Consider the following 13364-nt stretch of genomic DNA (forward strand, 5'->3'; position numbering starts at 1 on the left):
AAAAACTCTTACGCACATCTTCCCCATCCCCCATGTGCGCAGGAAATGCTTGCCAGCGTATTAATCGAATGCGGTCCGAAGCGGGCGGGATTGTGGCGCAAATGTGGTCGGGCGGAATGGCATCGCCTGCCCTTTTGGATTGCATCGAACACGTTGACGGCAAGCGCATGCGAGCGCTACAAGCGCGCCACCAAGGTTCGGGCGCCGCATATGCGCCCTGCACCGTGGAGGGATGGCCGAGTGGTTTAAGGCAACGGTCTTGAAAACCGTCGAGGGCGCAAGTTCTCCGTGGGTTCGAATCCCACTCCCTCCGCCAGGTGCCTTTTAGCTCCCCACTCCGTCCTGGCCTCGCGCAGTCGCTGCAGCAATGCCTTGAGCATGTGCCACGAAGCGAACCTCGCTTGCCGTCGCACAAATCCGGATTTCGTCGCCGAGCGACCATTCGGCAGCACGCGCAGCCATGGCGGCGGGGACCCTGTCCGACCCAGGCCCGGCAGGGACGTCGTAGGTGGCATGCGCATCGTGCGGCAGGAGCACGCCATAGCCGCGTTCGATTGCGGACCTGGCCGTCGCCGCCACGCACATTTCAGACAGCACGCCCGAGATCGCGACATCGCGCACACCTGCGCGGGTCAGGATGTCCTCGAGATCGGTATGCTCGAAGCCGTCGTCCATTGTCTTGCGCACGACCGCCTCTCCAGGTCTTGGCTCGAAGTAGAGGGCCCAGCCCGGCTGATGTGGCTCGTCGACCATTCCGTCGGCGCCGTCATTCTGGAGAAAGATCACCGGCGCCCCGGCCGACCGTGCCTTTTCGACAAGAACCGCGATCGTAGGCAGCAGCCGGGCGTGGTCGGGCACCGCATCCGCACCGGTCACGAAGGCCCTCTGAACGTCGATCACGATTAGGGCATCGACTGTGGTTTGAAGAGCCGCCTGCTTTTTCGCCATTGGTGTAGTCGATCCATTTGCCGAGAAATGTCCGCAGCATATGGATACGCTACAGACGGGAATCAAAGCCTGCAGCTGGAGATAAAGATTGCTCGAAACGGCGCTATATGCCCCGGTCAAACGCTTCCTCGAGGACCTTGGCTTTTCGGTCAAGGGCGAGATCGGCGGCTGCGACCTGCTGGCCTTGAGCGCGGAGGCGCCACCCATCGTCGTGGTCTGCGAGCTCAAGCTGCAGTTCAATCTCGAGCTCATCCTCCAGGGCGTCGACCGTGCCGCGGCAGCCGACGAGGTCTGGCTGGCGGCCCGCATGTCGCCGCGCGGCAAGGGCCGCGAAGGTGACAGGCGCTTCCGCAATCTCTGCCGCAGGCTCGGCTTCGGCCTGCTCGGCGTCTTCGACGACGGGCGCGTCGAGGTGCTGATAAGCCCCGATGCTCCAGCCCCCAGGCGCGACCCGAAGCGGCGTTCGCGGCTGGTCAACGAACATCGTCGCCGTCAAGGCGACCCGGTGCGAGGCGGCAGCACGCGCGCGCCGATCATGACGGCCTATCGCCAGGACGCGCTGAAATGCGCGGCTGCCCTTTCCGACGGGCCAAAACGTCCGCGTGACCTGACGCCTGATGTCGGACGTGCGCCCAAGATCCTGCTCGACAATGTCTACGGCTGGTTCGCACGCGTCGACCGGGGCATCTACGACCTGACCGATGTCGGGCGCGAAGCCCTTTTGCGCTGGCCGCAGGCCGCTCCGGCAGTTGCTGCCGAGAGCTAGCAGGCGGGTCGTCAGCTGGCCTCTACGGCCTCCCCTGCCTCGGCGTGTTTCGAATGGTCGGCGGCGATCAGCATATAGACCGCCGGCACCACGAACAGCGTGAACAGCGTGCCGATGGAGAGCCCACTTGCGATCACCAGCCCCATGTTGAAGCGCGACACGGCTCCGGCGCCCGTGGCGATGATCAGCGGGATCACGCCCAGCACCATGGCGGCCGTGGTCATCAGGATAGGCCGCAACCGGATGCCGCAGGCCTGTTCGATCGCCTCGCGCTTGGTCTTGCCCTCCTGCTGCAGCGCATTGGCGAACTCGACGATCAGTATGCCGTGCTTGCTGATCAGCCCCATCAGCGTCACCAGCCCGACCTCGGTGTAGATGTTGAGACTGGCGCCGCCGATGCCGACGCTGATGAAGATGAGCGCGCCGGCAATCGACATCGGCACCGACACCAGGATGATGATGGGGTCGCGGAAGCTCTCGAACAGTGCCGCAAGCGCGAGATAGATGATGATGAGGGCAAATCCGAACGTCGTGATAAACCCGGACGATTCCTGAATGTATTGCCGCGACAGGCCGCCATAATCGACCGAATAGCCCTGCGGCAGCGTGCGCTTGGCCAAATCCTGCAGGAATTTCAGGGCGTCCGCCTGGGCAACGCCGGGCATGGCCACGCCCTGTATGACGGCGCTGTTCAGCTGCTGGAAATGGTTGATCGATTCCGGAATGGTCTTGGTGGTGATGGTCGCGACCGACGACAGCGGGATCGGAACGCCGTTCACCGTGCCGACATAGTAGTTCATCAGTTGCTCGGTGTTGAGCCGGCTGCGCTGCTGGACCTGCGGGATGACCTTGTAGGAGCGGTTGTCGAGGCTGAAATAATTGACATAGCCGCCGCCCAGCATCGAGCCGAGCGCTGCACCAACGTCGCTCATCTTCAGGCCAAGCTGGGCAGCCTTGTCGCGATCGATCTGCACGACCGACTGCGGATTATCGATCTTAAGGTCGGTGTCGAGGAAGATGAACATGCCGCTCTTCAGCGCGTCCTGGAGAAAAGTCTGTGCGACCTCATTGAGGCGGCTGAACGGCTCGGTGGTGGCCAGCACGAACTGAATGGGCAACCCCTGCCCGCCCGGCAGCGGCGGCAGCTGGAACGCCGCCACCCGGGCGCCGGCAATCTTGTTGAGTTCGTTCTGCACCACCGGCTGCAGCTGGTTCGTCGTCTGGGTGCGCTGATCCCAGGGCGTGAACACCATGCCGCCAATGGCGACGCCCGGCGCGTCGATCTGAAACACATGCGCAGTCTCAGGGTGTTGCGCGAATGTCTGGTAGACCTGTCGGGTGTAGAGCAGCTTCTGCTGTAGCGTGGCGTTCGGCGCCGCCGTCGACGAGGCGATGATGACGCCCTGGTCTTCCTGTGGAGCCAATTCGCTCTTGGCCCCGGCATAGAGGAAATAGATGCTGCCGAGCACTATGAACGCAAAGGTCATGGTGACGGAAAGATAGTTCAGGCTGCCGCCCAGCCAGCGCTCGTATCTGTTGCAGACGCGTTCGAAACTGCGGTCGATGAAATCCGACAGGCGCTGCTGCACCCCCGGATTTTTGCGGTTGCGTGGCTTGAGGATGCGCGAACACATCATCGGAGACAGCGTCAGTGCGACAATGGCCGACACGGTCACCGCGCCGACCAGCGTGAAGGCGAATTCGGTGAACAGTGCACCGGTCAGGCCGCCCTGGAAGCCGATCGGCACATAGACAGCGATCAGCACGACCGTCATGGCGATGATCGGTCCGCCCAGCTCCCGTGCCGCCATGATCGCAGCCGGCATGGGCTGCAACCCCTCATCCAGATGTCGGTTGACGTTTTCGACCACGATGATGGCGTCGTCGACGACCAGGCCGATGGCCAGCACCAGGGCGAGCAGCGTCAGCAGGTTGATGGAAAACCCGAGCGCCAGCATCAGCACGAAGGCGCCGATCAGCGACAGCGGTATGGCGACAGTCGGAATCAGCACCGAACGCAGCGATCCCAGGAACGCAAAAATGACCAGCGTGACGATGATCAGTGCCTCGCCGAGCGTCCAGATCACCTCGCTGATCGAGCTGTTCACGAAATCGGTGGAATCATAGACGATCTGGCCGCGCAGGCCTTCCGGCTGCTGCTCCTGGATGCCGGGAAACTCCTTGCGGACGCCGGCGATGACATCGAGCAGGTTGGCCCCCGGCGCAACCTGGATGCCGATATAGACCGCCTGCTTGCCGTCGAACCCCACCTGCGATTCATAATCGTCGGCCCCGAGCGTGACATTGGCCACGTCCTTCAGCCGCACCACCGCGCCATTCACCTGCTTGATCACCAGGTCGGCGAATTGTTCAGCCGTATGCAGGCTGGTGGAGGCGGTCAGGTTGACCTGCACCATCTGGCCCTTGGTGGCGCCAAGGCCGGCAATATAGTCGTTCTGCATGAGCGCGTTGGAAACGTCGGTTGCCGTAAGGCCGAAGGCGGCAAGCTTTGCCGGATCGAGCCAGGCGCGCAGCGCGAAATTCTGGCCGCCGAGGATTTCCGCCGTCTGCACCCCCGGCACCGCCTGCAGCTTTGGCTGCACCACGCGGGCCAGATAGTCGGTGATCTTGTTGCGCGGCAGCACCTCGCTGTCGAAGCCCATATACATGGCGTCGATGGTCTGGCCGACCTTGACGCTCAGCACCGGCTGCTGCGTGCCTGACGGCAGCTGGTTGATGACGGATGCGACCTTGGTGCTGATTTCGGTCAGCGCCTTGTCGGCATCGTAGTTGAGGCGGAGATAGATGGTGATGATGTTGACGCCGGATTGGCTGGTCGAGCTCATGTAGTCGATGCCGTTCGCCTGGGCGATGGCGTTCTCCAGCGGTGTGGCGATGAAGCCGGCGATCACATCGGGGTCGGCGCCGTAATAGGTCGTGGTGACGGTGACGACGGTGTTCTCCGTGCGGGGATATTGCAGGACCGGCAGCGAGCCTATGGCCCTCAGGCCCAGCACCAGGATGGCCAGGCTGACGACCATCGCCAGGACCGGACGGCGGATGAAGATGTCGGTGAAGTTCATCGCGACCTGCTGCGCTCTTGCTTGCTAACGCTTTGTCGGAACGATCATTTGTCCGTAGGGGCCGGCTGTGGGTTGTCTGTCGGCTGAACCGAGTTGTCGACTTCGACAGGCACGCCGTTATGAAGCTTCATCTGGCCTGACGTGACCACGACATCGCCGTCCTTGACGCCGCTGAGCACCGCCACCTGATCGCCGCGGGTCGCTCCCGTCGTGGCGAACACCTGTCGGGCGATGAGCTGGGGATGGCCGGCGGCATCCTTGCCCTTGTCGTCGATGAGATAGACGACGTTGCCATAGGAATTGTAGGTGACGGCCGTCTGCGGCAGCGTCACATATTTCTGCGGCTCGGCGACTTCGATGTCGATGGTCGCAAACATCCCCGGAAGCAGAACAAGGTCCTTGTTATCAAGGGTGGCGCGCATCTGCACGTTGCGCGTGGTGGTATCGACCTGCGCGTTGATCGCCGCGATCGTGCCGGCAAAGGTCTTGTCCGGGAATGTGTCGACCTTGGCCGAGATGGCCTGCCCGACCTTGATCTCCGCCAATGCCTGCTGCGGCACGTAGAAATCGATGTAGATCGGATCGAGCTGCTGCAGGCTGACGATCGTCGTGCCGGCTGCCAGATATTGGCCGATGTCGACCTGGCGAATGCCGAGACGGCCGGCAAATGGTGCCTTGATCGACTTGTAGTCGACCAGCGCCTGCTGCTGGGCGGCAAGCGCCTGGGCGTTGAGCATGTTGCCGCGGTCCGTGTCGACGACTTCCTTGCTCACGGCACCGGTCTGGCCGAGCTTGCTGTCGCGATCATAGGTGACCTTGTTCAGCGCTGCAGTGGCCTTCAGTGCCTCCAGATGCGCGACATCGTCGGCAGAGGCCAGTTCGAGCAACAGGTCGTCTTTCTTGACGTCCGCGCCGGAATCGAAATGCACCGCCGAGACGATGCCCGAAACCTCGGCGCTCAGATTGGCCCCGTTGACAGCCCTCAGGCTGCCGACGGCTTCAAGCTGGGACTGCCATTGCTGCGTGCCCGCCACCACCGTCGACACGGTCTGTGGCGGATTGGCCATGGAGGCCATCACCTTCTGGATCATCGAGGCCTTGAAGGCCTGGAAGCCGAAGACGCCGCCCAGAACAAGCGCCGTCAGCACAAGCATGACAAACATACGCTTCAGCATCGCCAACCCATTCGAAAGGTAACGATTGCTCTTGCGAAGCCTGCCCTACATCAATACCCCGGGCGCAACATTGATGTTGCGCAATCGCTGGTCGGGATGGAGTTCGCGCGGCAATAAACAGGCACGTTCCACGCTTAGCTAGGGCTGGCCTCTCGCGGCGGCAACCGACGCTGGTGCGAATTTTGCCGGAGCGCTCCATGGCGTCGGTTGAAATACGTCACGTGACCTGCGACAAAATCTTCTGCAACATGCTGGAAATGCGATCTTTCTTGCCACGGCGTCGCAGGTTATAGAGGAAGCATCATGACCTTGCAGCGCTTGGCCCTCGCACTTCCGATCTGTCTGTCGACCACGCTGGTCGCCGGCTGCAGCCGATCGTCGGATGGCACGGTCATCATCCCAAGGCACATGGACTCGCGCCGATTCTGGCAGGATGACGAGGCGAAGCGCACCGCCATCGAGCAGGCGCAGGCGGGCAACTTCCCGGCCGGCAGCGAAGAAATTCGCTTTGTCGATCCGCAGTCGGCTCCCACAAGGCGCTCGCCGCGTGCCCGGCCGGCCAATCCGGCACAGGCAAGCGATGCGACGCCGCTGGCCTGCCGTGCCGTCACCGGTCCGTCAGGCCGTGTGCGCTACGCCTGCGAATGATGCCTTGGCCGGCGTGAACACTCGCCGTCCGATTTCGACAGTTTTCACCACATTTCGTCAGCTTGGCGTCAGCAAAACCCTGGTTTTGCGCTATTTCAAACAAACGCGACCCTAGTCGGTTGACGCGCCGCCCGCGCACGTTATAGCCCGTTTCCCGACGCCGAACGGGAGAGGGTCACACCACATGGAAATTTTCACAGCCGCCGGCTTGACGGCCCTGCTGCAAGTCATCGCCATCGACCTTGTTCTGGCCGGTGACAACGCCATCGTCATCGGTCTTGCCGCCGCCGGCCTGCCCGCCGACCAGCGCAAGAAGGCCATCCTCGTCGGCATCATGGCTGCGACCGTGCTGCGCATCGGTTTCGCGCTTATCACCCAGTGGCTCCTGGCAATTGGTCCGATGCTCCTCATCGCCGGCGGCCTGCTGCTTCTGTGGGTATGCTGGAAGATGTGGCGCGAGCTGCGCGTCAGCCATGAGGAGGAACACGAGGCGACCGAGGCGCTCTCCGACGCCGACTACGACAAGGATGGCAAGATCGCCGGCAAGGGACCGCGCAAGACCTTTGCGCAGGCCGCCTGGCAGATCGTCATTGCCGACGTGTCGATGTCGCTCGACAACGTGCTCGCCGTGGCCGGCGCCGCCATGGATCATCCGACGGTTCTGATCATCGGCTTGGCGCTGTCGATTGCACTGATGGGCTTTGCCGCATCCTTTGTCGCTCGCCTGCTGCACCGCTATCGCTGGATCGCCTATATCGGCCTGCTGATCATTCTCTATGTCGCCATCAAGATGCTGCTCGACGGTGCGGTTGACCAGTTCCCGGACCAGTTCGGCTTCCTCAGCCAGTGGTTCGGCGGACACCGAGCCCCCGCCCACTGAGGCTGGAGCAACAGACCAAAGGGGGCCGGAGCAATCCGGCCCTTTCCGCATGTGGCGATCAGCCGGTTTGCTTGCGCTGCGATCTGTGCTATTGCGCCGCCCGAATTGAGCTCTCTTCAGAGCCGCCAGATCGACACATCAACAGATTTCCGGGCCGGACCTCATGGGTAACCGGCCCGCGTCCATTGGAAACCTGCCTATGTCAGCAGCACCCCGCGTCAGCTTCGTCAGCCTCGGATGCCCGAAGGCGCTTGTCGATTCCGAACGCATCCTCACTCAGCTCCGCGCCGAAGGTTACGAGATCGCCCGCAAGCATGACGGCGCCGACCTCGTCGTGGTCAACACCTGCGGTTTCCTCGATTCCGCCCGCACAGAGTCGCTGGATGCCATCGGCACGGCGATGAAGGAGAACGGCAAGGTCATCGTCACCGGCTGCATGGGCGCCACGCCCGAGCTGATCCGAGAGAAGCACCCCAACGTCTTCGCCATCACCGGCCCGCAGGCCTATGAAAGCGTCATGGCCGCCGTCCACGAGGCCGCGCCGCCGGCGCATGACCCGTTCACCGATCTTGTGCCGCCGCAGGGCGTCAAGCTTACCCCGCGCCACTATGCCTATCTCAAGATTTCCGAGGGCTGCAACAACCGCTGCACCTTCTGCATCATCCCCGACCTGCGCGGTGACCTCGTCTCGCGTCCGGCGGCCGACGTGCTGCGCGAGGCCGAGAAGCTGGCGAACGCAGGCGTCAAGGAACTGCTGGTCATCTCTCAGGACACCAGCGCCTACGGCATCGACGTCAAATATGCCACCAGCGTCTGGAAAGAGCGCGAGGTCCGCGCCAAATTCCTCGACCTGTCGCAGGAGCTCGGCGAACTCGGCATCTGGGTGCGCATGCACTATGTCTACCCCTACCCGCATGTCGCCGACGTCATCCCGCTGATGGCCGAGGGCAAGATCCTTCCCTATCTTGACATTCCCTTCCAGCATGCCTCGCCGCAGGTGCTCAAGAACATGCGCCGTCCCGCCCATGGCGAAAAGGCACTCGAGCGCATCCGCGGCTGGCGCGATGTCTGCCCTGACCTCGCCATCCGCTCGACCTTCATCGTCGGATTCCCTGGTGAAACAGAGGAAGACTTCGAGATGCTGCTCGACTGGATCGACGAGGCCAAGATCGATCGCGCCGGCTGTTTCAAATACGAGCCGGTCAAGGGCGCGCGTTCCAACGACCTCGGCCTCGAGCAGGTGCCTGAAGAGGTCAAGGAAGCCCGCTGGCACCGGTTCATGCAGCGCCAGCAGAAGATCTCGGCCGCCGCACAGGCCAAGAAGGTCGGCAAGCGCCTGCCCGTCATCATCGACGAAGCCAATGGTACGTCAGCCAAGGGCCGCACCAAGTACGATGCGCCCGAGATCGACGGTTCGGTCCACATCCAGTCGCGCCGCCCGCTGCGCGTCGGCGACATCGTCACCGTCAAGGTCGAACGTTCCGATCCCTACGATCTCTACGGCTCCGCCGTCTGAGCTTTCCGACACGAAGGGCCGCCAACAGCGGCCCTTTTCTTTTGAGCGACGCGCAACCGATTAATCCCGGCGCTAGTCCGTATGACGGATGACCTTTGCCGGGTCTGGTTCGATCTGGAGACAGGCACTCTGCCGCACAGGCGCCTGCCATCCTTCCAGCTGGGACCAGCGCCATGACATCAGACCAGGAAGACCGCCCGATCATGAGCGAGCGGCGCGTCACCATCGTCGGTGCCGTTCTTGCCGGCCTCGGCCCTGCCTCGCTGTCTCTGTTCACGCCGGCAATGCCCGAAATCGTCCACGCCTTCGGCACGACCGAAGAGGCGGTCAAGATGACGCTGGGGCTCTATTTCGCAGGCTTCGCACTCACCCAACTGGTCTGCGGCCCGTTGTCGGACGGCTATGGCCGCAAGCCGGTGACGCTGGTCTTTCTGGGCATCTACCTCATCGGCAGCCTGGGGGCTCTGGTGGCCCCCTCCATCGACGTGCTGATCCTGTCACGGCTGCTGCAGGGCGCGGGTGCGGCGGTCGGGCTGTCGCTGTCGCGCGCCATCGTGCGGGACCTTTTTGCCCACGAGCAGTCGGCGCGCATCCTCAACCTGATCACGCTGATACTGGCGCTGGCTCCCGCCCTTGCCCCGACCGTCGGCGGGTTGGTGATGGAGTTCGCCGGCTGGCACGCGATCTTTTCGATCATGTTTCTGATGGGTGTCGCGGCACTTCTGACGGTTCGCTTTGCGCTCGTCGAGACCGTCGAGCGCGACCCGAGTCGCGTGCGGCCGCGGGTTGTAGTTCAAACGTACGGAAAGCTGCTCGGGAGCGGCTATTTCCTGTATTCGAGCCTGGTCATCGCTGGCACGCTGGGTGCCTATTATACCCAGGCAACGGTCCTGCCCTTCATCCTGATGGACCGGCTGGGGCTCACCCCAGCGCAGTTCGGTCTGGCCATGCTGTTCCAGTCCGCCAGCTTCATCTCGGGCTCGCTGGTCATGCGCAACCTCATTCCGCGCTATGGCGCCTATCGCATGGTGCCGGTCGGACTGGCGATCAGCGGCCTGGGGGCGGCGGCCATGGCTGTTTTCCTCGGCCTCTATCAGCCCACTTTTGCCTCGGTGATGATCCCCATGGCGATGTTCGTCTTCGGCAACTCCTTCGTCATGCCGGCCATGTCTGCCGCGACTGTCGCTGCCTTTCCCGACAACGCAGGAGCGGCCGCCTCGCTGAGCGGGTTCCTGCAGATGGGCAGCGGGCTGCTGGGCACCGTCGTTGCCGGATTGCTCGGAGACGCTATGCTCGGCATGTCCGTCGTCGTCCCGTTGATGGGGCTCGGCGCGGTGCTGGCGTGGCTCGCCTGGCGCAGGCTGCCGGAGCCCGCCCTCGCCCGCGCCGTCGTGTCCAGGAAAGCGCCGCCACGCTGACGTGGTGCAACCTGAGCATTTGTTAGCGCCAACTGATACGAATTCACCTCCGCCACCCGCTCCATCGTCCAAGCGGACGATGCTTCGAACACATGGCCGTGACTGCTTATCGGTCGAAGTAAGCGGAGGAGATACGCATGCACTTCCAATGGAATAGTTCCATTTCCCGTCGCACAGCCATCGGAATGGTTTCGGTGGCCGCCCTTGCCCTGTCGGCAGGCATTTCGCAGGCACAGGAGGTCGTCAAGATCGGCGGCATCATGTCGATGACCGGCGGCGGTGCCTCGATCGGCAAGACGGCAGAGGTGGGCTGGAGGCTGGCCATCGAGGACATCAATGCCGCTGGCGGCATTCTCGGCAAGAAGGCTGAACTGGTCCTCGGCGACACCATGACCGACCCGACACATGCGGTCGCAGAAGTGCGTCGCCTGATTGAGAACGAAAAGGTCCAGGCTCTTGTCGGTCCGGCCACCAGCCAGGAGACCATCCCGGTCGTTCCGGTTGCCAGCGAAAAGAAGATCGCCCAGGTATCTTCGGCGGCCTCGACCCAGTTGACGCCTGAGGCCGGTCCGTTCCACTTCTCGGGTTCGGTCACCGGCCTGAACCAGATGAAGCCGAACATCGACTTCGCCATCGACGTGTTGAAGCTCAAGAAGCTGGCGCTGATTTCCGACAATGGCGGCATGTCGAAGGCTGCCGTGGTCGAGATCGTCGACTACCTCAAGTCCAAGGGCGTCGAACCGACCGCGGTGCAGGAATTCGCCTTCCGCACCGAGGACATGACCCCGCAGCTGTTCCAGATGCGCAGCTCGGGCGCCGAGGCGATCCTTCTGATCAACTCGATCGGCGACGATTCGCGCAAGCTGCTCGAAAACCGCGCCGACATCGGTTGGGACGTGCCGGTTCTCGCCAATCAGACGATGACCAACTACGCCGTCGGCAACGTCGCCGTGGTCGGCGAAGAGGCCTTCAAGGACGTCTACAGCGTGCAGTTCGTCGGCATGACCTACTGCCCGAGCGACCCTGTCGGCGAAAATGCCTTCGCCAAGTTTGCCAAGCGCGCCAAGGAGCAGGTCGCCGACGTCGATCGCATGGGCGGCGCCTCCGCGCTGATCCCCTACTACATCCAGCCGATCGTACTCGCTGCTGCCATCAATGGCTCGGGCAAGACCGACGGCGAGTCGATCGCTGCCTGGCTGCAGGCGAATGCTTCGACAGTCAAGATGCTGACCGGTCCGATCCAGGCCAGCGACAAGAGCCACTTCCTGCCGGCACCTGAGTCAATCAAGGTGGTGAAGAACCCCTACAAGCCGCGTGAAGACGGTCTAGTCGAGCGCGCCGACTGCGGCGCCTGATCCTTTCAGCCATTCCTGATCGAGCGGGCCGGGTCGCAAGACCCGGCCCGTTTTGTTTGCAGGGTGCTCAAGACATATCCACTGCTGACACCGTGTCAAAAATTTCACGCAGGCCATTTCAGATTTGACGAGGTGTCAATTTAGTGACATAACTGTCGACGTTAAGCATTTCGCATTCGGGAGGAAGCGCGATGGCCGGTTCAAGCATCATCAGCATGACAACTGCGTCGTCGTCGGTCCGGTATGTTGCCCGACGAGGTTTCCTCCCTCCGTCCTGATACGCCGGCGCCTGGGCCTAAGGCCCTAGCCATGAAAATCCAACTTATGACCTCCTGGCGTGCACTCGCCGCCGGGCACTGGTTCCGCACGCCCTTCGCGCCGTGCGGCGGATATTGGGAGCTCCTGCCTTGACCTTTCACGCCAGATCGATCGTCGAATTCGGCCAATTCCTCAACCGCGTTTCCGACAGCCTCATGAACGGCAAGCCGCTGCGCAGCTCGCTTGAGCTGGTCCGCGAGCAGTTCGACGCCTATGCCGCGGTTCTGGTGATTGAGGACCGTCTGCGCACCGGTGAAACCTACTATGCCTTCACCGAGATCGACGAGCAGATGACCGACAGCGCCGGTGCTGCACTCACGCGACCGGCGCAGCTCGCCTATCTGTCCGAGCGTTGCCAACCGATGTCGGCCACCTATGTCCCTGTTGACGACACCGCCCGCTACACGCTCTGGCTCTTCCGCGACCGTTCAGGCGCCAAGTTCGACGACGATGCAGCCTCGGTCTGTGAAATCCTTGTGTCCCAGCTCGCTCGCGGCGTCGAAACGTCCTGGCGCATGGGCGCTACCGAGGTCGAGCGCCGGCTCTATTCCGACGTCATGGACAAGCTCTATGTCGGTGTCGTCATCCTCGACCATTCCGGCAAGATCATCCGCGCTTCCGATGCCGCGAGCCGCCTGCTCGAGGCGCGCGACGGCCTGCAGATCCAGGGCAACAAGCTGCGCGCCACCTCGGCCAAGGAGGACCGCGACTTCCAGACCGTGGTCAAGGCCGCCATGCAGTTGGCGGCCGACGACGAGGGCACGATGTCGCGCGGCCTCTCGCTGACCAAGCAGTCGGGTTCGCGCAATCTCGGCGTGATCGTGCGGCCGATCCGCGGCAGCAAGGACAATGCCGCGGCGGCGAATTCGGCTGTAGCGGTCTACATCCGCGACCCCGAGGCAAACCCCGAGGTTGAAGGCGACCTGGTCCGCCAGCTGTTCGACCTGACGCCGGCCGAAGCCGCCGTCGCCCGCCGCCTCACCGCTGGTCTGTCGCTCGAAGACGCCGCCACCTCGCTCGACATCTCCCGCAACACCGCGCGCGCCCATCTGCGCTCGATCTTCTCCAAGAGCGGCATCACGCGCCAGACCGAACTGGTGCGGCTGGTACTGAACAGCGCCGTCATCCTCGGCCACGGGCCGCGCCAGGCGGCCTGACAGGTATCCTCCCAGCTCCCTGTCGACCCAAACTGAAAGCGCCGGCGGACAAAGTCCCCGGCGCTTCTTTTTTGTCTGGAAAAGGCTGATGGCGAGTGCC

At 63.0% G+C, this 13364-nt stretch carries 10 protein-coding genes and 1 tRNA gene; 8 read left to right on the forward strand and 3 right to left on the reverse strand.

All coding sequences use genetic code 11. From position 1 onward, the window contains the following. Positions 1-226: 226 nt before the first annotated feature. Positions 227-316: transfer RNA gene (locus B015_RS0111780), tRNA-Ser, on the forward strand. Between the two features lie 8 nt (positions 317-324). Here the strand turns inward: B015_RS0111780 and B015_RS0111785 are convergent. Continuing rightward, positions 325-900 carry an isochorismatase family protein gene (locus B015_RS0111785; RefSeq protein WP_245262160.1) on the reverse strand — a complete coding sequence of 192 codons (576 nt, stop codon included), beginning with the start codon at positions 898-900 and terminating at the stop codon, positions 325-327. Between the two features lie 136 nt (positions 901-1036). Here B015_RS0111785 and B015_RS0111790 point away from each other — a divergent pair, with 136 nt between their 5' ends. After that, positions 1037-1714 (forward strand): DUF2161 family putative PD-(D/E)XK-type phosphodiesterase, encoded by a 678-nt coding sequence (locus B015_RS0111790; RefSeq protein ID WP_018427896.1) that lies wholly within the window; start codon positions 1037-1039, stop codon positions 1712-1714. Positions 1715-1725: 11 nt separating this feature from the next. Here B015_RS0111790 and B015_RS0111795 read toward each other — a convergent pair whose 3' ends face one another. After that, positions 1726-4797: an efflux RND transporter permease subunit gene (locus B015_RS0111795; RefSeq protein ID WP_018427897.1), complete on the reverse strand. Its 3072-nt coding sequence runs from the start codon at positions 4795-4797 to the stop codon at positions 1726-1728. Between the two features lie 44 nt (positions 4798-4841). Further along, positions 4842-5972, reverse strand: a complete 1131-nt coding sequence (locus B015_RS0111800) for an efflux RND transporter periplasmic adaptor subunit (RefSeq protein WP_018427898.1) — start codon at positions 5970-5972, stop codon at positions 4842-4844. A gap of 303 nt (positions 5973-6275) precedes the next feature. Between B015_RS0111800 and B015_RS0111805 the strand changes: the two genes are divergently transcribed. From B015_RS0111805 to B015_RS0111830, 6 genes are all read left to right on the forward strand, one after another. Beyond that, a complete protein-coding gene (locus B015_RS0111805; protein ID WP_018427899.1) occupies positions 6276-6620 on the forward strand; it encodes a hypothetical protein in 345 nt (114 codons plus the stop codon). Between the two features lie 184 nt (positions 6621-6804). Beyond that, positions 6805-7500, forward strand: coding sequence for a TerC family protein (locus tag B015_RS0111810; protein ID WP_018427900.1), 696 nt, complete (start codon positions 6805-6807; stop codon positions 7498-7500). A 199-nt stretch (positions 7501-7699) separates the two neighbouring features. Then, positions 7700-9016, forward strand: a complete 1317-nt coding sequence (gene rimO, locus B015_RS0111815) for a 30S ribosomal protein S12 methylthiotransferase RimO (RefSeq protein ID WP_018427901.1) — start codon at positions 7700-7702, stop codon at positions 9014-9016. A 173-nt stretch (positions 9017-9189) separates the two neighbouring features. Beyond that, positions 9190-10434: a multidrug effflux MFS transporter gene (locus B015_RS0111820; RefSeq protein WP_018427902.1), complete on the forward strand. Its 1245-nt coding sequence runs from the start codon at positions 9190-9192 to the stop codon at positions 10432-10434. A 137-nt stretch (positions 10435-10571) separates the two neighbouring features. Continuing rightward, the gene (locus B015_RS0111825; RefSeq protein ID WP_157632716.1) at positions 10572-11789 is read left to right on the forward strand and encodes an ABC transporter substrate-binding protein; all 1218 of its coding nucleotides are present in this window, start codon (positions 10572-10574) and stop codon (positions 11787-11789) included. Positions 11790-12196: 407 nt separating this feature from the next. Continuing rightward, positions 12197-13264: a LuxR C-terminal-related transcriptional regulator gene (locus B015_RS0111830; protein WP_018427904.1), complete on the forward strand. Its 1068-nt coding sequence runs from the start codon at positions 12197-12199 to the stop codon at positions 13262-13264. Positions 13265-13364 lie beyond the last annotated feature (100 nt).

This window comes from Hoeflea sp. 108 (genome assembly GCF_000372965.1).
Taxonomy (GTDB): Bacteria; Pseudomonadota; Alphaproteobacteria; order Rhizobiales; family Rhizobiaceae; genus Aminobacter.